This is a genomic window from Rickettsia japonica YH, from assembly GCF_000283595.1.
GTDB lineage: Bacteria > Pseudomonadota > Alphaproteobacteria > Rickettsiales > Rickettsiaceae > Rickettsia > Rickettsia rickettsii.
This window is the reverse complement of sequence record NC_016050.1, coordinates 307,055-328,856: the sequence shown is the minus strand read 5'-3', so window position 1 is coordinate 328,856 and position 21,802 is coordinate 307,055. Positions and strand designations below refer to the sequence as shown.

Sequence of the window (21,802 nt, the reverse complement as noted above, 5' to 3'; positions counted from 1 at the left end):
TTAATAAGAAACCATCGTTTAGCTGTTGATACTTGTGTGATTTTTGCTATTATTCTTTTCACTTAAGTAATTCAACTTGAAAATAATTAGCTTTTACTTTCTATCTTTGCAGCCAATATAAAGTCGTTTTCCATAAGACCGTCGATTTTATTAGTCCATATTTCCACACTACATGCTCCCCAAGATATACTTAAATCGGGATGATGTTCTTCCTACTCTGCAATGTCATTTATCTTATTTGCAAAAGCTTTTATAAAATTAGAAAATTTATATTTTTTATAAAGAGGCCCTAATGCATTCACTTGCCACGCACTTTGTAATTGATTGAACTAATAACTTATCAATTTCTTTTTTCTCAAGTGACGGAACTCCACCCTCACATGGTACGCATCTTTTCTCACTTAATACTGTCATAGTTTTTTTCTATATCAAAGTTAAAATATTGATCTTTATAAGGCTCATCTGCAAGTTGTATAATGCCACCACTCAATTTTACATGCTTTAAAATTATGGTTTTGCATCTTAGAACGTAAATAATTACGTTTTGCTAAATATTGCTTATCAATTAATTTACTGTCATGAGGTAAAGCTTCATCAAATAAGTCAAAAGAAGTATACATGTCTACCGTATTGTCATCTAAAGAGGATTATAACACGCGCGTCTTTCAGCTTTCTCTTAATAATGACTTCAGGATTATTATTAACTGCCTTTTGAAGCTTTATTATTGATCAATCTCAGGCTCCTACTATGACTAGATCTTTCAGCTATATAACCTAATATAAAACATTTAGACTTATCTATATATGGGTAAAAACTTTCCTTATTTTTTTGATCAATATTATCTTTGCTCCATCTTAAAAAATGTTGTACAGCTTTTTGTGGTCTATATGCATATAATCAGTGAATAACCATCGTTTTGTATCTCAGCTTGTACTGCTTTAAGAGCCTTAACAGCTTCTATGGTTAAAATTGCGGTGCTTTATAACCATCTACCTTTTTACCAACAAAATTTTCATCTGAATAATAATGCATATTTTGAATAATTGTAGGGTCGATATCTTTCAAATACACGAACCCTTTAAGTAAAGATTTAGCATATATTGGAAGAAAGCTCATAAATATAAAAACTAAACTTGTTAAAATCAATTTCATAAAATACTAGGCTTTGTAAAGATTTCTAATTGATTTGTTATTTTGAGATATTTTTTAGTGCAAATCAAATCGTTTTAGAGATCTTCACAGAACCTAATATAAAATAGACTCCTTGCATAATCTCTTTCTAAAGGTAATTTGTATGTCGATCCGGTACTCGAATCCTTACATAGATTTGGCTACGCTCCGGTTCTATGTTCCGTGCCTCCTTCAAATTCTTCTTTATAAAATAGGTTATGCAAGAAGTCCAATATTTATCTTATACAAAATTTTATTAAAAACTATGGGACTGTTAACAGTACTATAGTAAACTCACCCCCATTTTGTGACAGGCACGAAGGTAGAGCCTATATATATAATAGACGAGAGGATGAACAACGAAGCACAAAGTTCAAATCAGTTTACTATAAAACTGTCAAAAAGACGGATGAATGGTAGCGAGGGAGGGATTTGAACCCCCGACACACGGATTATGATTCCGTCGCTCTAACCAGCTGAGCTACCCCGCCAGGGGAAAAGTGTTTATATAATTTGTTAAGAAGTGTTATTCTAGATAAAAGCGGTTGCATGGCTTGGAAAATGTACTTAGTGTCATACCGTGGCTTGACCACGGTATCCCAAAAAAAATAACTTAAAATACTAATTAATTTAAATATTTTAAGCTGGATTCCACGATCAAGTCGCGGGATGACAATAAAAAAAATTGATCCATGCAACAATTGATTAGCAACTTCTCAAATTTTATCTTAACGTTTAGAGAATTGTGTTTTCTTACGTGCTTTACGTTGTCCGTATTTCTTACGCTCTACTACCCTAGAATCACGTGTTAAAAGACCGCCTTTACGCAAAATAGCATGAAAATCCGGAGCAGCTTTATCTAAAGCTTTAGAAATTCCATGTAAAATAGCACCTTTCTGTCCTGAAATTCCTCCACCTCTAACAGTACAAATTACATCATACTGATCAATAGTTTTTGTTAAGACAAACGGCTGTAAGATAGTTTTTACATAAGTTTCAGAAGGAAAATACTGGGCTATTGTTTTTTTATTAACAACTATTTTTCCTTTTCCTACTTTAAGCCATACTCGTGCTATAGCATTTTTTCTTTTACCTGTAGCATAAAACTTGCCTAAATTATCTATTTTTTCTTTAGGAGTTTTTAATACTAAAGGTTCTTTAGTTAACTGCTTCTCTACTTTTTCTGTTTTAATTTTTAACTCGGGCATATTCTATTACTTTTTATTTTTTGGATTTTGGCTTGCAAAATCATAAACAGTAGGTTGCTGTGCCATATGAGGATGATCACCATTTGCATAAACATACAAATTACTCATTTGCTTAGCACCTAAAGCATTTCTTGTAATCATTCTTTTTACGGCCATTTTAATAACTCTCTCAGGGTGTTTACCACTTAAAATTTTACCTGCCGTAGTATCTTTTATCCCACCTGGAAATCCTGTATATCTGTAATATATTTTTCCGTCTTTGGGATTTGCTTTTTTACCTGTTAATTTTACATGCTCCGCATTTATTATGATTATATTATCACCACAATCTAAATGAGGTGTAAAGCTAGGCTTATGCTTACCGCGTAGCATATTAGCAACTCTGCTAGCGAGTCGTCCTAGTACAACATTTTTTGCGTCTATGATCCACCATTTCTTTTCAATTTCCGATGGCTTTGCCGAGTAAGTTTTCACAATAGTATCTTTTTAATTAGAATTTAAAATTAAAGAATCAAACAACATATTTAATAGCATTAATACCCGCTATCTGTCAAGCTAAATATAATTTATTTACTTCCGAATATTATTTTTCTATCGGTAGAAAAATATAAATTATTATTTGCTCTTAGCCCATAATAACGAATATTTTTTATAATTTTGACAATATGAGGTATCCTGTTTAATCCATTATTATCAACATCAAAACTATATAAAACACCGTTAACGGAAATAATATTTAAACTTCGCTTATTGTTATTATTAACTCCAACAAAAGGTACTAAAAAAGCAGCAGATTTTAGTTTCTTAGGATCTTGTCCATCATTTAAATCAGCTACAAACTTTACTTTCCCTGTTTCAGGATTAAATGCTGCTATTTGTCTAGCATTATTTGTTACAAATAGGCTATTACCGATTAAAGACATTGATTGAATATCCTCGGCATTTACCTGCCAAATCACACTGCCGGTTGCTACATTAAGCTTAATAAGCTTACCAAGACCGGTTGCTATATACAGATTCATATTATCATGAACGGGAGTACATAAAATACTTGATTCGTCAAAATTCGGTATAGCTGTACGATCATTAAGATTTGCAAACTCAAAATTCCATTTTACTTCACCGTTTGTTATATTTAAGGCAAGTATTTGCCCGGAATTATAAGTTACTATTACATTGTCATACTGTACTATCGGCGTCATAAAATAACTAGCCGACAAAACTTCTGCTAGGCTTTCATGTTCCCATACGGTTTTTAAAGTTTCTGCATTTAAAGCAATAGTTTGATTACTGATAGTTTGCACTAAGACAGTATTATCATTGAGCACAATAGGCTTAATTCTAATAATATCCGGAAGTTCTTTTCTAATTATTTCATAACCTGATTTTGCATCTAACACTACTAACAACCTTGAACCGTATGTTACGTATAATTTTCCGTTATGGTGTAAAATTCCGCCGCCTATATAATTATCTTTTTTATGTCTACTTAAATTATAAGACCAAATAATCTTATTTTGCTCTATAGAAAATGCAGAAATATTCGATCTAATATCCAATGCATAAATCATATCGCCTATAAAAACCGGCTCGGTAATCGTTTTACTTCTAGCGAAACTATACTGTTTATTCTTAAGCATATTTGCATTAAATGCATATATATTTGCATTAGAATCTAAATATATAGGCTCATGAGTCTGAATTGCTAATTTAGGAGTCAACTCAACAATATTTTTTACCCTTTTTGGTCCAAGCCCGTTACATGAAATTAAAATAAACGGTAATAACAGAAGTGCTATTTTTTTTGTCATATTTTTCCTTAAGTACGAATTATTATTTATTTAAATTTACAAGCAATGCTTTAGCCTGATCTTTTATTAGATCAGATACATTATTTGAAATTAATAAATTTTTTAGATTTTTTTCTGCTTGCGGTTTCATATTATTCTTAATATCCCACATAGCTTTGATAATAGTTGCTGTAGCCCAAAAAGGTTTTTTCTCGTCATCAAAATAGTTTAAATATTTGGTCAATTTCTCTTTATCTTGAATATCTAGATTGTGATCATCAATAACAAGACTACACCATGAAATACGTGCATAAGAAGTAGAAATTTCGGAATATTCTTTATTTTCAATAATTTTATTAAGCAGGTCTTTCGCTTCTGAATATTTTTTTTCTGAAATCTTTATGGCTACTTGTTCTAATGCAGCTATTTCTTTGATTTTAGTATTACTAGTAGTAACTAAATTCTCTAAAGTATTAAAAGCTAATTCTTCATTATCTTTTGTTGTTTCCAAACCAACAGTCTTAACAAGAATATCTCCGTTTTTTTGGTTATTTTTAATTCTTTTATCTTTATTATTATTAATAACAACCATTATAGCAATAGCTATTATAGAAATGATTATTATTATAGGTAAAAGCTTTTTGAAAAAAATTAACCTTTTTTCTTCATTTTGATCACTCAGTACTTCATCCAAAATATCAGTCATATTTTATTATTTTTATTTATTTTTACAGCCAAATTTAATCTTAGCATCTTCTGCCATTTTCTTGGATGCAGCAGTTCTATTAGTTGGAAATTCCTTATCAAACTTAGCAAGCATATTACATGCTTCCTGAGTTTTTTTTAGTTCGCCTAAGGAAAGTGCTAACTTCAATAACCCATCAGAAGATTTTGCCCCTTTCGGTAACTCTTTATAGCCTTTTAAATAGTTAACCGCTGCCCCGTTATAATCTTTTTGTTTAAAAAAGCATTCCCCATACCAGAAATAAGCATTACTAATTAGCGAACTGTTAGGATATTTCTGGATAAAATTTTTAAACTTATCTTTTGCTTCAGTAAGTTTATGATCTTTATAAGCAGCAAGAGCCAAATCGTAGGCTTGCTTATCAGGAGCTATATCCTTATTAACCGCAATAGATTTTTTAGGCGTATTATCCGGCATATCTTTAAGCAAAGCTATATCAAAAACATCTTGTTTTTTTGAATCACCGGCTTCTAAAACTTCAGTATTTTCTTCTTGATTTAAAATATTTGAGTTCTGCGTTAGCATATCAATTTTATGCTGTAAAACCTCAACTTTACCGATTAGCCTTCTGATTTCTTGTTCCTGTTCATCTAGTCTATTTTCAAAATCATTATTTGCTACATATTTTAAAGGCTTTCCTTTAATAGTTTCGCTTTCTCCGAAAGAAAACATAGAAAATAAAAAAGTAAATAATAAGACAATCAGTTTCATATATTTTTTAAAAATTTATAATTTTTTTTATAATACCGAAATTTTTTTAATATTCCACACAATTTTTTATATTTCAATACTACCGTCATATGTAAAAGTTATTGTTATGGTGGTACCTTCATTTATCTTACTTTGCAAATCAAATTTACCGTCCATAAGTTCAACCAGCTTTTTAGTAAGCGGCAACCCAAGACCGGTACCTTCATATTTTCTACTAAGCTCACTATCAATTTGACCGAACGCCGATAAAGTTTTTGGGATATCTTTTTCCTCAATACCGATACCGGTATCTATAACTTTTATATATACTAATTTTGCTAACTCATCTTTTTCAAGTGCAATAGTAACACTGCCTCCGGAATTTGTAAATTTCACGGCATTTGATAAAAGATTTAAGAATACTTGTTTTAGCCTTTTTGGATCAGCCTTTATAACCACATGCTCTTTCGGTAATCTACTAATTAAAGCCACTTCGGCTTGATCGGCACGAGGCTTAACAAGTATCAGCGAAGAACTAATTAATTTATTTAAATCAAGATCTATACTATCTACTTTTAATTTATCGGCAGAAGCTTTAGAAAGATCTAAAATATCATTAATCATACTAAGCAAATGCTTACCAGCATCATTTATATCTTTAATATAATTTTTACTTTTTTCTGCATCTCTTTCCGACATAAGAATTTCAGAAAAGCCTATTATAGCATTAAGCGGTGTACGCAATTCATGACTAATATTAGCAAAAAACTTTGTATTTGAAGAGCTGGTTTTTTCTAATTTTACTATTTGAGCTTTTAAATTTCTATTTGTTTCAAGCTGCTCCTCAATAATTTGTCTAGCATAGTTAGTATTACTAATAATTATAGTGCAGAATATTATAAAAATAATGATAAAAGTTATAAAAACCTTTTGCTCAAGAGAGGTTATATTTTGCCATTGGCTGGTAATATTAGTGTTAATCTCAAATACTGCATCTACGGGAAAATCTAAATTATTATTTATAACAGGGATATAGCTAGTAACAAAAGAAGCCTCTTCCACTGTTAAATCACTTTCATTTTCTATTACTACCCTTGGTAATAATATATGACTTGTAATACCTTCAAAAGCATCTCGAAGCGGAGCTTTTGAAGTAAAGGATTTTAAAAAAAATTTATCGATTTTTGCGGTAACTATCTCAACCAAACTATCATCTTTATAATTGTCTACACTATACATATGTAACATATTACTAGTGATGAATTTATTACCTTTGAGATCGTAGAGAGAAATATTAATATTAAGATTGGTGAACCATTGAGCGGTAATCTTTGCAAAATTAATAAAATCTTGATCTTGTAATAGTTTTAAATAATCGAATTTGTGTAATTTACTGATTACGTTCTGATGAGTATTCCAAATATTATCAGTGTAAAGTTCTACAATTTTAGTATGTTCCAAAGCCACTTGTTTTACTATCATTTCTTTTATCATAAAATAACGATAAAACATCATATTTATGACAATATTAAGAAACAATATAATGAATGACAATCTTACTATATACTTATTATGGTTCATTATAAAACCTAGTAGTTATTTTTAACTCAACTGATGTCATCCCTGCGGAAGGCTTGCTCGCATACCAAATCGTCATTGTGAGTGGCTAAAAGGAGCGTGGCAATCTCATAAACCAGGGTTCCTGAGATTGCATACGTACAAAACTTACAGTTTTTCCGTAGCTTATGACGAAGAATCTATCCATGCAGCACAACCGAAAATGATATTATCCTCTCTACTTATCTTCTTGTTTAACTCTCTCTTTTGTTTCCAGCTTCTTATTAAGAATCAACCCTGTAATTACATCATAAGCACGAGCAAATTGATAATCTTTTTTGTATAATTCCGATAATTCATTCTCTTCTTGTTTATTATTTTTGGCTTTTGTTTCTTTTTTGCTATCTTTGTTTTTAGATGAATTATCTTTGTTTTTTTCATTATCATTCTTCAAATAATTTTTTAAAGAACTCTCAGAAAAACGCTTATCTATTTTTTTCACTTCTGGATACTCAACTTTCGCCGGCTCAATTAAAATATCAGGATCTATTCCTTCTGCTTGAATAGAACGACCGCTTGGGGTGTAATATTTAGATATAGTCAGTTTTACGGCAGCCCTAGAATTGATTTGCGTTAAAGCCTGAACTGATCCTTTACCGAAAGATTTAGTGCCAAGTATTATTGCTCTTTTATGATCTTGCAAAGCTCCGGCAACTATTTCCGAGGCAGATGCAGAATTACCATTTATTAAAACTATCATAGGTACTTTGGGAGCTTTTAACGAAAACTCATTTGCTTTAGTTTCGCTATTACTTGATGTAGTTCTACCTTTTGTTGTTACAATTACACCGGAATCAATAAAATAATCACTAACAGCAATAGCTTGATCGAGTATACCTCCGGCATTATTACGTAAATCTAGAATTATACCTTTAAGGTCATCTTTACTCTCAGTTTTTAACTTCTTTACTGCTGCCTTCAGCTCAGAAATTGTTGACTCATTAAAAGTAGTTATACGTATATATGCAATATTATTTTTTTCTAAATGTGCTTTTATCGGCTTGATTTTTACTATTTCGCGAGTAAGCTCTAGCTCTTGCGGTTTTGCCTCTTCTTCCTTAATTATCAACAATTTAACCTTAGTACCAGGCGTACCTCGCATCTCTTTTATAGCTTTATTAGGACCAAGCGTAGAGACTAACTCGTCATTCACGCCTACTATATAATCCCCACCTTTAAGCCCTGCTTTGAAAGCCGGCAAATCGTCAATAGGCGATATTATCTTAATTACTCCACTATCATACATTATTTCAACACCGATTCCGCCGAATTCACCTTTTGTAAAAGTAAAAATATCTTCTAAATCTTCATCGGTATAATAGCTTGAATGAGGATCAAGTGAGTTTAACATACCGTTAATTGCTTCATCTATCATTTTTTGCCTATCGGGTACCTGTACATAAGCCTTTTCGATACGTTCAAATACGTCTTGAAATTGCTTATAAGCTTCCTGATTTGATATTTTATTTTCAGTTTCTTTTTCTCCTTCTGCAAATGCACAAATAGAATTTATAATAAAAAATAGTGTTATAATTAAACGTAATAACATAATACTCCAAATATGTGTGTTTTTTAAGCAAAGCGTCATTGCGAGGAAAATTACGAAGTAATCTCAGGATATTTGACTAGATTACCGCGTCGCCTACGGCTCCTCGCAATAACGATTAAATATCCAGCTCACTAATAATTTTATCCATTTTAACTAAAGCCTGTTCATAAATAAATTGAAATCTTTTTTCCGGCTTTTTACCCATTAAATCATCTACTATTTTATCAACATTTTGAAAATCTTCTAAAGTTACCTTTAAAAGCGATCTTTTTTCCGGATGCATAGTAGTTTCCTTTAATTGTGCAGGCATCATTTCACCGAGACCTTTAAACCTACCTACTTCAATTTTAGCTTTACTAGCTTTTAATAATTTATCCGTTAACTTAGCTTTTTCCTCTTCATCGCCTGCATAATAAGTTTTATTAGACTGCGTTAAACGATAAAGCGGAGGCTTAGCTAGATATAAATGCCCCTCTTCTACCAATTTCGGCATTCGTAAAAAAAAGAAAGTCATTAATAGCGAAGCTATATGAGCACCGTCAACATCTGCATCAGTCATAATAATTATTTTTTCGTAACGCAGATTTTCTTTTTTATAATTCTTTAAACTACCGCAGGCAAGCGCTATTTCTAAATCTTGTATTGCTTGATTATTAACGATTTTCTCAAGCGTAGAACTTGCAACATTTAGAACTTTACCCCATAGCGGTAATACTGCTTGCGTTTCTCTATTACGTGCTTGTTTTGCAGAGCCTCCTGCCGAATCACCTTCTACAATAAATAATTCCGTCCCTTCAGGTGAAGTGCGTGTGCAATCGGCAAGTTTACCGGGTAAACGTAATTTTTGAGTGGCATTTTTACGGGAAATATTTTTTTCGTTTTTCTTACTGATTCTAAACTCAGCAATGCTAATTACATGCTCAAGTAAATTAGTAGCTAAAGCTTTATCGCTACTAAGAAAATGGTCAAAATGATCTTTTATTATACTCTCGACCGGTTTACTTACACCGTTTGATACTAATTTTTCCTTAGTTTGTCCTTGAAAAGACGGCTCAGCTATAAAAATAGAAAGTACGACACTTGCGGTTTCTAAAATATCCTCAATAGTTAGATTAGCAGCTTTTTTATTCCCTATCATTGCACCATATGCTTTAAGCCCACGTAAAATAGCCGACTTAAGTCCTTGCTCATGTGTTCCTCCTTGAGGAGTCGGAACAGTATTACAATATGATTGAATAAATGCCGAGCTATCGTTATTTTGCCAACAAATCGCCCATTCAAGTTTTATCCTGTCTGGCGTAGACTCTATATTACCTGCAAAAATTCCCGGAATAACTAAATTATCTAAAGTTATTTTTGAACTTAAATAATCTTTTAAACCGTTCGGGAAACTTATTAATGCCTTTTTAGGTATATCTGACGGTACTTCTACTTCGCATACCCATTCTATAGTAACACCGCGATATAAATAAGCTTTTGACCTTGCAAGCTCATAAATCTTTTTAGGATTAAAATGTAATTTTTCACTAAAAATTTCCGGATCGGGAGTGAAATTTATTGATGTACCTCTTAGCCTTTTAGATACTTCTTCACATATTAAATCAGTTAATTTTTCTCCTTTAGAATAACTTTGGCTATATAATTTACCTTGTTTATAAACCTTTATTTCTAAATGTTTAGATAAAGCATTTACTACCGATATTCCAACACCATGCAATCCACCTGCAGTATGATAAACATTATTTGAGAATTTACCTCCTGAATGAAGAGTAGTTAAAATTACTTCTAAAGCTGATTTGTCAGGAAATTTAGGATGATTATCAATAGGGATACCGCGACCGTTATCAAATATAGTAATACTATGATCATGATGCATTTTTATCGTGATGATACTTGCAAAGCCGGCGACTGCTTCATCCATAGCATTATCCAGCACCTCAGATACTAAATGATGCATAGCATTTGAATCGGTACCCCCGATATACATCCCCGGTCTTTTACGAACAGGCTCAAGCCCCTCTAATACTTCAATATCTTTTGCACTATAGTTATTATCGACTAGCTTATTTTTCTTTTCTTTGTTAAAGCTGAATAAATCGCTCATATATTAGAGATTTAATGAATTATTTTCTCTCCTAAATTAAACTATTTAACATAGAAAAGCAATTAAGCTTTAAAGAAATTGTTTGAAAATTCTACGTCATTGCGAGGCAAAACTGTAAGTTTTGACGAAGCAATCGCAGGATTTTATACTATTTCATGAAATTGCCACGCTCCTTACAGTCGCTTGCAATGACGATAAAAATAATCTTATCAATATCCCTTAGCTTTGATTAACATACAAGTTATGTTAGCGTTTCCTTGAGCTAATGCAATATCTAATGGATATTGGCACTCATCATTTAGAGTAGAAATTTTAATACCTCGTATGACCAAAAATTTTGCTAAATAGTAATTATCGTTATAAATAGCAGCAGTTAGTAATGTCTCACCGCTTCTACCTTTTTCTTGCAATATAGGATAAACGTCAAGTAACGCACGCAACCCAAAAAGATTGTTTCTATCCACTGCTCTAAAAGCATTCTCTACTGCACTACAATAAGATAGATTGGCATAAATATCTTTCTTTTTATTTATATCATTATCATATTTAATAAAACTCTCTACAACTTTTCTTCTTTCGGCACTTGCTATCCATTCTTCTTTCTTTTGGAACAGCTCTATATATGCATACATATCCATCTGCGCTAAAGTCGCCTGCTCTGTTAGTTTACCAAGAACTATATCATCATCAGGTAAAAGTAACATTTGTGTTTCATCTTTAACAAATTTTGTTACCAACTCCGATGTTTCATTATTTACGTTATTATCTTGTTTTTGAATCGTGACATTTGGAGAGCTTACCGGAGGTGATTTCTCTTGATTATTTGTAGTTTGATTATTATTAATTTGCTTCTCTAAAGGCTGAAATTGCTTCAGCTTCACTACAACAACGGGTATAAGCGGCGTATTCCAATCTTGTTTTTTTGGGACATCTGAAACAGCTACAAATGTCTCTTGCGAGTTATTGAGTTCCGCCGAAGAATCGGTTGTAGGAATTACTTTAGACGGAGTAGTAACGGGTGTATTTGGGCTAGTCGGTGTTATAGGCTGTGTAGAAGGTTGATTTGTAGGCATTACCGAAGGTGCAGGTACATTACTAGGTACTGCCGGAGTTCCTGCAGGAGGTACTGTTGTCGGCATAGTGCTTGATGTAGTATCTTGGGTTACCGGCGGGTTAACCACAGGCGGAGAAACAGCAGGCATATTAGGTATAGAGGGCGGTGCTATCGGTGCTACGCTTTCTTCCTCTTTATTAGCATCAGGAGTGGGATTAAGCGGAATAGGCTTATGCACAGGCGGCAAATTGGTTGGTTTATATATTTGCACCGGTCGCTGCGGAGGCACTACATAACTTCCTGCTTGAGCCGGAGGCATAGATACTATCGGTCTCGGTACGTTAGGAGTTATAATATTAGAAACTAAATTTGTATCATTATGCTCATTAGAAGCAACTTGTGCTTCATGCATTTCATTACTTGTAACACTAGGTAACGTTGCACTACCAATATCTATAAAAGGTTCAGATGCCTCGGCTTCATTAGATTCCTGAATGTCATGATAAGCTAAATTTACACTACTTTCATGACTGGAATTTGCATGAACGTTATCACTTGTAGCACTAGGCAATGCTGTATTACCGACATCTATAAACGGCTCAGCTTGTTCATTGTCATTAGGCTCTTGGGAAGCTAGCTTTGGTTCTTCTTGATGGGCTGCTTTAGTTTGTTCATTTGCTTGTTTAGGGGGTATATCTTTCTTTTTTGGTTTACTAAAAAATTGCTTGAATTTATCAAAAAAAGAAACATCGGCACTAGAGCGAACATCCTTATCTTTAGTATCTACTTCAGCAGTCGGTAATGATGGCGGTAAGGGCGGAGGTGAAGCATAACTTTGAACTATCACTAACAATAGATTTATAAAAAATAATATCTTACATAATTTATTTAACATATAATGCCTTATTAAATAATTTATTTGATAGCAGGAGGTTGTTCGATGTCATTCCTGCGGAAGCAGGAATCCAGGGTAAAGCGAGATAAATCGAGCTTTTAATATTAAAACTTACTGTGTATATACCTTTTAATTGCTGGATTCCCGCTTTCGCGGGAATGACATAAACAAGCAATACACCTCCCCCGCTTTTAGCTAGCAATGACATTCACTCCCCTACCTCTTACTATTCTGCACCAATTTCTTTATCTCAATCTCTACTAACTCTTTAACAAGTACAGATAGATTTTTATCAAGCCAAGCTTTAAGTTCTGGTTTTAACATCTCAATGACTAATTCTTCAAGTGCATTTTTAGATGAGATATTATTATCCAGCTTTTTATCTTTAATAGTATCGGTAAAATTTTTAAAAATATCACCTACCTCTTCAGCAGATTTAGTTGATATTAACTTTTCTTCTTCATCTTGATTTACTATTTCCGTTAGCTCTAATACATCTTCATCTTCGCTATCATTTTCATGAATAGGATTTTTACGCTCGTTTATTACTCCTTTAATCGATTTTAATATGTCTTCTATCGACATATCTTGGTTCTTTTTATTTTCCTTACTCACGTTAGAAACCTATAAACATTTTCTTTTTAATAGTCTTAAACTCTTCTTCAGGACTAAAATATTTTACTTTAAGTTTTAAACTTTGAGCCGTTAGCTCGCCGGTTAACAATTTCATTTGATATGCCGCAAGTACTGAAGATTTATACGCATCCACACGAGTTATTTTTGCTTCGTATAATTTTTCTTCGGCAGTTAAAACATCTAATATTGTTTTAGATCCGACTATTTCCTCTTGCACAGTACCGTCATATGATATTTGAGCAGCATCCACTCCTTGATTAGCGGCAACAATACGAGATTTTGCTGCTTCAAATCCCTCCCACACGCTTACAACCCATGCTTGGGTCTGCTTTATCACACTATCAAGCTGAACTGCACTATTTCTTGTTTGATTTTTAGCCGATCTGATTCTTGAATATTGAGCTCCTCCCTCAGGATAAATAGGGATATTTACCGAAAGAGTAGTAGTATAGCTTCTATTATTTATAGCATTTACATTTCTAGCATTTATATCATCTTGTGGATTGTAGTATGTTCTACCGGATTGCAGTTGCACACTTACTTGCGGTAATAATTTCCCTTTTTCTGCCATTTCTAAAGCTTTAGCCGCAGTTACATTATGCCTTGCCGAATCAATATCAGGATTGAGCTTAGCAGCTCTTCCAGTTAACTCATCTAATGAAGCAGGTAACATTTTAGGTAACTCAGGCATAGTTATATTAGTCGGCTCTATTCCAAATACTCTAATAAAATTTGCTTTTTTTCCTTGAAAATCGGCATAAGCAGCTAGTTTATTCGTTTCTGCTGCTGCAAGCCCCGCTCTTGCGGTTGCTATATCTACTTCCGTTGCTTCTCCAAGTCTTAATTTTTCCTCAACGGTGTTAACTTGTTGTATGTTAGTGCGAACTCTACTTTCGGAAATATCATATTTCGCTTTGCTCTCAAAACAATCAAGATACGCAGTTATTAAATTTAATAATATTTTTTGTTCACCGGCATAATATGCACCCCGTGCAGCTCTAAATCCTGCTTGAGCAGCTTTAAGAGCCGCAACGCTAGAACCACCATTAAATATAGACTGTTGAATTGTTAATGCACCTTGATCACTATCTGTTTCCCTTGGAGTAAGACCAAGCCTATCAGCATATTTTTTATTATATTTAGTCTTATTATGTTGTCTATTAATCTGTAATCCGGCACTAGGCATAAACCCCGAAAAAGCTCGCGGAAACTGCTCAATCGAGTCTAAAAACTTAATTCTAGCAGCTTTCAGCTCCTCATTATTCTTATATCCTTCAGTTAAAGCTCCCTGCAAATCAACTGCTGCAACCGAACTAGTTAGTAATAATGTAACAATAAATGTAGTTAATTTACGCATAAATTTCTTGAATAATTGATAATATGTTAGTGAGATTAGTTTAATCTTTCAAGAATATATCTATATCCTAATAAAACAATATAAATCTATTGTAGCAATGTTAGCACATAATATAACAAACATTAATCTCAAGGGCAATGATAACTATTTTACATTTTATTTTACGGTTATAAAGCTTTAAGATTAATTAATATTTGATAACAAAATAAAATTTTATGTCTATAATTGATTTTTCTAGTTTCAGCGGATTAACTAAAGAACAATAAAGACTTTTAATAACATTAAAAGGTTTTACCAAATCTTTGAAAATGAATGTAAAAGATTTAGAAGATCATTTATTTTATATTTTACAAAATTCTTTAAATAAATTATCTCACACTGAAAATATCGATGTAGCGAAAATAGAAAAACTTTTTAATAGGACAATCCAAGAATCTATAACTACTTTATCTGAAGCGCTTGAGAAAGCATATCAAGAACAGTTAAAAACAAAAGATATCTTTTTATTTGACAGGATTATTGTAGAAAAATGTTTAAATGTTTTAGAACACATTTTAAAATTTCAGCAAGAATTAGATAAACTCTATCCTGGAGCTTCTAAAAAAATTATAGAATCATTAGAAAATATATTAGTCGGGGTTATACGACTCAAATACCGATGCTTGGAATATTTATACAAACAAGCGGAATACTTGAAAAAGCAAATAATCTTATTGACTCTGAAAAAATTATTGCCAAAAATAACAAAATTGCATAATGATATAAAAGAAATAAGGGAAGAAGCTAAATCTCATGAGAAGCTTGAAAACATCTATGAAAAAGCCAAAAAAGTTGCCACAATTTCAGAAATATCAAAAGAACCGACTCGAAAAATTATTGAAATAGCAAATAAAAACCCTAATAACCAAGCTTCACTAGAGAATGTTGTAAAAGCTGCTAAAGCTATACCAAAAAGCAAAGATGAAGTAGAAGAAAAAATAACAGAACTAAAAAGTAATATTGAAAGTGCAATTCCACAAGATATAAATATTGACAAATTAAACTCTGTAAAGAATACTATTTCTTGTAATCTAAATGAAGCTAAAACAGAATTATTAAAAGTATTAAATCCAGAAGCTTCTTGTAGCGAAAAGATAGAATCCTTATGTAAAGCCGCAGAAAAAGCTACGAAAATTGCAAGCGACATAAAAAAATAGTAAGAGTAATACCAGGAAGTCAAGAACTCGGAAATGTTATAAGTCTAACAATAAAAACTAACTTATTACCGCCTCCGGTCTTAGCAATTGCAAAGCTAACTCCTGATATAGCTAACTTAGTTAATATAGGTCAAGCAGTGGTTACTATACTTTCTAAAACACACAACTTAACTCAACAACAAGAAAGAGCAAAATAATGTCTAATTCTAATACTCATATTTTAATTGCCATAGGTTGCTTAGCATTATTATTAATATTTTTTAATGTATAAGAAAATAGCAGCACGTAAAAAAAATATATTACCTGCTGAAGGAGGTAATATTGATGATTCGCCAAATGTGGCCCTTAATAGTCAAAAACCAGAAAATAAAACGCTGACATTACAAGAAAGAATAGAACTATCTTGGAAATTCCTTTATAATATCACGGAAGTTATTTTAAATAAATTCTCTAAAGAAGATGTTATTCAAGTGAATAAATGCGGTCAAGTTTTATTTGAAAATGGCGTTAGATATGAACATGTAGTCGATCTTGCAATTCCTCAAGTTAAGTCTCATACTCAAACAGTTGAACAAGAACAATCTAAAGGAAAAAAAGCCTTAGGGGTATAACTCTTTTCTTTGAAAAGTAGTATTTTATACTTTTCTTTAAAGCATGTTTAAAATCAATTATGTTTTTTACTTATATACTAATATAACTATTTAAGAGTTTATTCCTAAATAGTAAGCTTTTTTAGGAATAAACTCCAAGTAAGTTAGATTATAAAAGGCAGCATTCTTAGCTAAATAGATAAATTTTATTTAAACTATGTCTAATATATATCTTGTTACTATATCGTTTAATAAAAGTAAGCAATTCTTATTAAATGATTACGGAAAAGCTTGGCATTTACTTTGTAGTTTTATCGGTTCTTTATACCAAAATGGTAATATATTAAATAATGGAGAATTTTTAGTCCTACAAAAAATAAATTGGTTTTTCATGCAGTAATTCCTAATAAAGATGCTTTGCATGCTTCAAATTTAAGCTATAATGCATTGAAAGATAAAGATGAATTATAGCAATTGGCGTAATAATTAGTTATAAAATAACAGCAGACTATGTTAGTGAAACACCTATTGATATTGAAAATGCAAAATTTCTCTATTTATATCCTATTTCATGGTCAAAAGCTTATGAAGAGCAGCTTGTATTACGTACAGATGAGGGGAGATATCTACCTTTATATATAATAAATGAAGACCGATATCTCAGAGGAACAATTACTTCTTGGCAAAATGATTATGCGGCAGCTTACAGCTTATGGCTTTCAAGCTATAAACATTAGAACCTTTAATGGAAAAACAATTAGCAGAATTAGATAGTGATATTTCTATAAAAGGAAGAAAAATGAGTAAGCAACTACAAAAATGTTTAAAAAAGAAAGTTTTTTATCCTATAGCAGCACCGGTATCAGGAAACTCCTATGCACGTTCTAATTATTCAAATTGTCCATCTTGTAAAAAAGATTAGCAATTCAAAACAACATTTCATAAAATATTTGATTATAAATGTAATAAATGCCTTTTATTAGGTTATGAACTGCATAGTTAGCTTTTTGTTGCCTAGAGACACCTTACATATTCTTAATAACACCGATTTAAACAAATCCGTTAACTTGATGCTCCCAGAGTTCCTTAAAAGTGCCGTCTTCTACGATCTTGCCTTTATCCATAACAATAATTCTATCCATATGCTTGATAGTAGATAATCTGTGGGCTATAGCAATTATTGTTACATTCTCAATATCAAGCATGGTATTAATAGATTTTTGTACTTCTTGCTCTGTATGGCTATCAAGGCTTGAAGTTGCTTCATCTAAAACCAAAATCGGAGCGTTTTTAAGAATAGCACGGGCAATTGCTATACGTTGCCTCTGTCCGCCACTTAGCTTTACTCCTCTCTCACTGACAATGGTGTTATATTTTTCCGGTAAACTTTCAATAAATTCATGGATATTTGCAACTTTGGCGGCATTTTCTATTTCCCAAGGCAAAGCATTCTCTTTTGCATATCCGATATTCTTACCTACTGAGCGATGAAAAAGCATAATATCTTGAGGAATTATGAGGAATTAATAATATCTGCTCCCACAGGCTGTCAGAGGAAATATCGTAAAGGTTTTGGTTATCGATTATAATATAGCCAATTCCGGCTTAAAATTTTTCAATAATAATACAATTAAAGTGGATTTACCGCTACCTGCATGCCCGACAATACCCACTTTCTCACCGGCTTTAATATACAAATTAAGAGACTGGAATACACTACTCCCCTCTTTATAAGCAAACGATATATCCTTAAATATAATCTCCCTTTTGAAGATTTTTAATTCAGCAGCATTTTTTATCTATAGTATCTTGTGGGATTTGCATTATTGTAAAGGCGGAGTGAAACGCTGCTATATCTTCTAAAAAGTCTTTAAGTTCCATAGTGGCATGCCACGAATTTTCAGTAACTAAAAAAGTAAGGGACATAATAAAAGCAATATGTACATTATGGTAATAATCATTTACTTTATTTAATTCTCGCTGCTTTGCTGCAAACGAAAAAATAGTAAAGATGTTTATAATACAATCAGCTACCAAGAATATTGCTTATCTTGTTCCATTTTAGCAAGTTTAGTAAAACACTGTAAAGCAAGCGATAAGTCAATAGCCATAAAGGTACTAATGACAACAAATACTTTAATATTAGTAAGACCCAGTGCAATACTGGGAAGCAAGGTAATTAATAACGGTTTGCTTAATTGATACTCGATTGCTTGGTGCATTTTATAATAATTATCACCTATGCCCCTTACTCTTCCAACGATAGAACCGGAAAGGTTATTTTGAAAATAAGTATACAGCAAATTAAAACAGTGATTACATATTTTATTCATCATACCTTGAAAGATATGAGGCATTGCTTTAAGTTGTGCAAAGCTATGAGCACGCCAAGCACCATCAAGTATAGCTTGTGCTGCTACAAACCATATTATCGGTTTATAACTTTGAGCAAATAATCTTTTCATTTTGGGCAAATAAATCAAGCAAAAGCTTTACGGTATAATTATATATAATAGGATGAAAGCCACTTGCAATAGGCCCAAGCATCATAACAAAATACCAATATTTATACGGCTTTATAACAGACCATAAAAAAGAAACAGGATAAGTTTTGATTTTCATAAGTTGAAAAATATAATTCTTAGATAAAAGCGGCCTTATTACATGGCCCGTTTCATATCATACCTGCGTGCCCTTGTTGCATGACTCTTATGTCATTCCCGCAAAAGCGGGAATCCAGTACCTTAAAGCTTTATTTGAAAAGTAAAATTTATAAAAAAATCTTGGTCTAAAAGATTTTTTTGGAAAGCTCGATTTATCTCGCTTTACCCTGGATTCCTGCCTTCGCGTGAATGACATCGATCCTTAAGTTGTCACCCATGTGCGATCAACGGAATAACATTATTGTAGATAATCTATTAATATATTAGTATCAAAGATAGCTTTCATTCCTTCCACTCATTACGTAATTTAGCCTGATATTCTAAACTATCTAGATTTTTATCTTTCCAGAGTCCAAAAGCGTTTTCAAATGCCTTATTATTGTGATCATTACTAGCAATGTAACTAGTTAAAGCTTGCCCAATAGTTTTATCTCTTGATATTTTTTTCTTGGATAGTTTATCTAGAATTTTAATTTGCGAATCAGCTATATTAATAATAGTTCTCACATAATCTCCTTAGGATTTTTTCCTAATTAGGATATCATATCCCTATGATACGTATTATTATCTTATATACTTTAGATTTAAAATCTACAAATATTTCTCATTCTCTTCTTTAACCACAGCTATTAACTGCTTAACAGATAATACTTCTTGGTCAGTAGTTCCGAGCCTTCTAATCACTACTTGTTTATTTTCTTGCTCTTGTTTACCGATTACTGCAATCATCGGTATTTTTTGATTAGAAAACTCACGAATCTTATAGTTAATTTTATCAGGTGAGATATTAAAATCTGTTCTTACCCCGTTATCAATTAAAGCTTTATGCACTTCCAAAGCATAATCGTTCAAATCGCTGGTAATAGTTGCAATAGCAACCTGCACTGGTGCAAGCCAAAGCGGAAACCTACCTGCATATTCTTCAATCAATATACCAATAAAACGCTCAAGTGAGCCAAGGATCGCTCTATGTAGCATTACGGGTCTTTTTTTCTCTCCGCTTGCTGCAACATAGCTAGCGTCTAACCGCTCCGGCAAAACAAAATCCATCTGAAGCGTACCGCATTGCCATTGCCGCCCTATCGCATCGATTAATACAAACTCAAGCTTCGGACCGTAAAATGCCCCCTCGCCCGGGTTTAGTGTATAAGTAAACCCTGCTTGTTCTACTGCTTCTTTTAAAGCATTCTCAGCCTTATCCCAAACTTCATTGCTCCCTGCTCTGATTTCAGGACGATCAGAGAATTTTACCTTTATATCAGTAAAGCCGAAATCCTTATAAACTTCAGTCAGTAATTTACAAAAATTAACCGTTTCATTGGTAATTTGTTCCGCAGCACAAAATATATGTGCATCGTCTTGCACTAAACTCCGCACTCTCATTAAACCGTGCAACGCACCGGATGCCTCATTACGATGGCACAAACCAAACTCCGACATACGAAGAGGTAAATCACGGTAACTCTTAATACCTTGTTTGAAAATCTGCACGTGGCAAGGGCAATTCATCGGCTTCAAAGCTAATGTCTTGTCGTCTGTTTCTAACGCAAACATATCATCACGAAACTTTTCCCAATGTCCTGAAGCCTCCCAAAGGCTTTTATCGACCAAAACAGGAGTCTTAACTTCGGTATAACCGTTTTTACGAATCTTTTTCCTAATATACTGCTCAATGGTATTATATATACTCCAGCCTTTATCATGCCAAAATACCATTCCTTGAGCTTCTTCTTGGAAGTGGAATAAATCAAGCTCACGCCCAAGCTTTCTATGATCACGCTTTTCGGCTTCTTCAAGCATCAAGAGGTAACTATCTAGCTGCTCCTTCGTGGCCCAAGCAGTGCCGTATATACGCTGCAACATCTCATTACGACTATCACCTCGCCAATACGCTCCTGCAACTTTCATCAACTTAAAATACTTAACACCCCCTGTAGAAGGAGCATGTGGGCCTCGGCATAGATCAATAAAATTACCTTGCCTGTATAAAGTAATTGGCTCACCTGCCGGAATTGAATCAATAATTTCGGCTTTATAATGCTCTCCTATCGATTTAAAAAACTCTACGGCTTTATCCCTATCCCATAGCTCTCTTGTTACTTGCTCGTTCTTTTGTGAAAGTTCTTGCATTTTAGCTTCTATAGCGGCTAAATCATCAGTGGTAAAAGGTTTATCACGAGCAAAATCGTAATAATAACCGTTTTCAATTGCAGGACCAATCGTTACCTGAGTTTCAGGGAATAGTTCCTTTACTGCTTCTGCTGTTAAATGTGCCGCATCGTGCCTTATTATCTCGAGACATTCAGGATCTTTCGCAGTTAAAATACGAAGCTTGCAATCATTTTCAATTACGATACTTAAGTCTTGAAGCTCACCGTTTATTTCAGCAACCATTGCTGCTTTAGCAAGTGACATTGAAATTGCACTTGCTACTTCATAGGCGGTAATGTTTTTTGCAAATTGTTTTATACTCCCATCGGGAAAGGAAATATTAATCATTCTTTTATAACTCATTTTTTCTTCAAATTTTTTACTTG

20 protein-coding genes, 1 tRNA gene and 5 pseudogenes are annotated in these 21,802 nt (G+C 32.7%); 4 read left to right on the top strand and 22 right to left on the bottom strand.

Features of this window, described 5'->3' with window-relative positions; all coding sequences use genetic code 11:
* Window positions 1-86: 86 nt before the first annotated feature.
* From RJP_RS07500 to RJP_RS01640, 17 genes and pseudogenes are all read right to left on the bottom strand, one after another.
* A pseudogene (locus RJP_RS07500) lies at window positions 87-414 on the bottom strand (4a-hydroxytetrahydrobiopterin dehydratase).
* A gap of 44 nt (window positions 415-458) precedes the next feature.
* Entirely contained in the window at window positions 459-620 is a 162-nt protein-coding gene (locus RJP_RS01710) for a M15 family metallopeptidase domain-containing protein (protein WP_024704475.1), read from the bottom strand.
* Window positions 621-964: 344 nt separating this feature from the next.
* Entirely contained in the window at window positions 965-1,153 is a 189-nt protein-coding gene (locus RJP_RS01705) for a hypothetical protein (RefSeq protein WP_037215260.1), read from the bottom strand.
* 110 nt (window positions 1,154-1,263) lie between these two features.
* A pseudogene (locus tag RJP_RS11525) lies at window positions 1,264-1,407 on the bottom strand (palindromic element RPE1 domain-containing protein); the annotation flags it as partial.
* A gap of 178 nt (window positions 1,408-1,585) precedes the next feature.
* Window positions 1,586-1,662: transfer RNA gene (locus RJP_RS01700), tRNA-Met, on the bottom strand.
* 237 nt (window positions 1,663-1,899) lie between these two features.
* On the bottom strand, window positions 1,900-2,379 hold the full coding sequence (gene rpsI / locus RJP_RS01695; protein WP_014014017.1) for a 30S ribosomal protein S9: 480 nt from the start codon (window positions 2,377-2,379) through the stop codon (window positions 1,900-1,902).
* Between the two features lie 6 nt (window positions 2,380-2,385).
* On the bottom strand, window positions 2,386-2,853 hold the full coding sequence (rplM, locus tag RJP_RS01690) for a 50S ribosomal protein L13 (protein ID WP_014120607.1): 468 nt from the start codon (window positions 2,851-2,853) through the stop codon (window positions 2,386-2,388).
* Between the two features lie 92 nt (window positions 2,854-2,945).
* The gene (locus tag RJP_RS01685; protein ID WP_014120606.1) at window positions 2,946-4,190 is read right to left on the bottom strand and encodes an outer membrane protein assembly factor BamB; all 1,245 of its coding nucleotides are present in this window, start codon (window positions 4,188-4,190) and stop codon (window positions 2,946-2,948) included.
* A 22-nt stretch (window positions 4,191-4,212) separates the two neighbouring features.
* Window positions 4,213-4,875: a DUF2659 family protein gene (locus tag RJP_RS01680; RefSeq protein WP_014120605.1), complete on the bottom strand. Its 663-nt coding sequence runs from the start codon at window positions 4,873-4,875 to the stop codon at window positions 4,213-4,215.
* Between the two features lie 12 nt (window positions 4,876-4,887).
* Entirely contained in the window at window positions 4,888-5,625 is a 738-nt protein-coding gene (ybgF, locus tag RJP_RS01675) for a tol-pal system protein YbgF (protein WP_014120604.1), read from the bottom strand.
* Window positions 5,626-5,691: 66 nt separating this feature from the next.
* Window positions 5,692-7,185 carry a sensor histidine kinase gene (locus tag RJP_RS01670; protein WP_014120603.1) on the bottom strand — a complete coding sequence of 498 codons (1,494 nt, stop codon included), beginning with the start codon at window positions 7,183-7,185 and terminating at the stop codon, window positions 5,692-5,694.
* A 214-nt stretch (window positions 7,186-7,399) separates the two neighbouring features.
* Entirely contained in the window at window positions 7,400-8,770 is a 1,371-nt protein-coding gene (locus RJP_RS01665) for a S41 family peptidase (RefSeq protein WP_024704474.1), read from the bottom strand.
* 115 nt (window positions 8,771-8,885) lie between these two features.
* A complete protein-coding gene (parE, locus tag RJP_RS01660; protein ID WP_014120601.1) occupies window positions 8,886-10,874 on the bottom strand; it encodes a DNA topoisomerase IV subunit B in 1,989 nt (662 codons plus the stop codon).
* A gap of 209 nt (window positions 10,875-11,083) precedes the next feature.
* Window positions 11,084-12,823, bottom strand: a complete 1,740-nt coding sequence (locus tag RJP_RS01655; protein ID WP_014120600.1) for an ankyrin repeat domain-containing protein — start codon at window positions 12,821-12,823, stop codon at window positions 11,084-11,086.
* Window positions 12,813-13,031 carry a hypothetical protein gene (locus RJP_RS10240; protein ID WP_024704473.1) on the bottom strand — a complete coding sequence of 73 codons (219 nt, stop codon included), beginning with the start codon at window positions 13,029-13,031 and terminating at the stop codon, window positions 12,813-12,815. Before RJP_RS10240 ends, RJP_RS01655 begins: the two co-directional genes overlap by 11 nt.
* 8 nt (window positions 13,032-13,039) lie before the next feature.
* Entirely contained in the window at window positions 13,040-13,438 is a 399-nt protein-coding gene (locus RJP_RS01645) for a DUF2497 domain-containing protein (protein ID WP_014014008.1), read from the bottom strand.
* Window position 13,439: 1 nt separating this feature from the next.
* On the bottom strand, window positions 13,440-14,816 hold the full coding sequence (locus RJP_RS01640; RefSeq protein WP_014120599.1) for a TolC family protein: 1,377 nt from the start codon (window positions 14,814-14,816) through the stop codon (window positions 13,440-13,442).
* A gap of 275 nt (window positions 14,817-15,091) precedes the next feature.
* On the opposite strand from RJP_RS01640, the pseudogene RJP_RS10235 reads away from it, so the two are divergent.
* The 4 genes and pseudogenes from RJP_RS10235 to RJP_RS09710 all read left to right on the top strand — a co-directional run bounded on the left by RJP_RS10235 (window position 15,092) and on the right by RJP_RS09710 (window position 17,524).
* Window positions 15,092-16,209: pseudogene (locus RJP_RS10235) on the top strand (hypothetical protein).
* A pseudogene (locus tag RJP_RS01630) lies at window positions 16,209-16,623 on the top strand (DUF2660 domain-containing protein). The pseudogenes RJP_RS10235 and RJP_RS01630 overlap by 1 nt, the downstream one beginning before the upstream one ends.
* A gap of 196 nt (window positions 16,624-16,819) precedes the next feature.
* Complete coding sequence (locus tag RJP_RS09415) at window positions 16,820-17,002, top strand: hypothetical protein (protein WP_162098697.1); 183 nt, start codon at window positions 16,820-16,822, stop codon at window positions 17,000-17,002.
* A 345-nt stretch (window positions 17,003-17,347) separates the two neighbouring features.
* Window positions 17,348-17,524, top strand: a complete 177-nt coding sequence (locus RJP_RS09710) for a hypothetical protein (protein WP_192918047.1) — start codon at window positions 17,348-17,350, stop codon at window positions 17,522-17,524.
* 127 nt (window positions 17,525-17,651) lie between these two features.
* On the opposite strand, the pseudogene RJP_RS01615 reads toward RJP_RS09710, so the two are convergent.
* The 5 genes and pseudogenes from RJP_RS01615 to thrS all read right to left on the bottom strand — a co-directional run bounded on the left by RJP_RS01615 (window position 17,652) and on the right by thrS (window position 21,764).
* A pseudogene (locus RJP_RS01615) lies at window positions 17,652-18,275 on the bottom strand (ATP-binding cassette domain-containing protein).
* Between the two features lie 357 nt (window positions 18,276-18,632).
* Window positions 18,633-19,067: a multidrug ABC transporter ATPase gene (locus RJP_RS07035; RefSeq protein WP_225981186.1), complete on the bottom strand. Its 435-nt coding sequence runs from the start codon at window positions 19,065-19,067 to the stop codon at window positions 18,633-18,635.
* A complete protein-coding gene (locus tag RJP_RS10230; protein ID WP_225981185.1) occupies window positions 19,039-19,224 on the bottom strand; it encodes a hypothetical protein in 186 nt (61 codons plus the stop codon). The genes RJP_RS07035 and RJP_RS10230 overlap by 29 nt, the downstream gene beginning before the upstream one ends.
* Before the next feature lie 323 nt (window positions 19,225-19,547).
* Window positions 19,548-19,772 carry a hypothetical protein gene (locus RJP_RS01595; protein WP_014120597.1) on the bottom strand — a complete coding sequence of 75 codons (225 nt, stop codon included), beginning with the start codon at window positions 19,770-19,772 and terminating at the stop codon, window positions 19,548-19,550.
* 84 nt (window positions 19,773-19,856) lie between these two features.
* Complete coding sequence (gene thrS / locus RJP_RS01590; protein ID WP_014120596.1) at window positions 19,857-21,764, bottom strand: threonine--tRNA ligase; 1,908 nt, start codon at window positions 21,762-21,764, stop codon at window positions 19,857-19,859.
* Window positions 21,765-21,802: the final 38 nt, after the last annotated feature.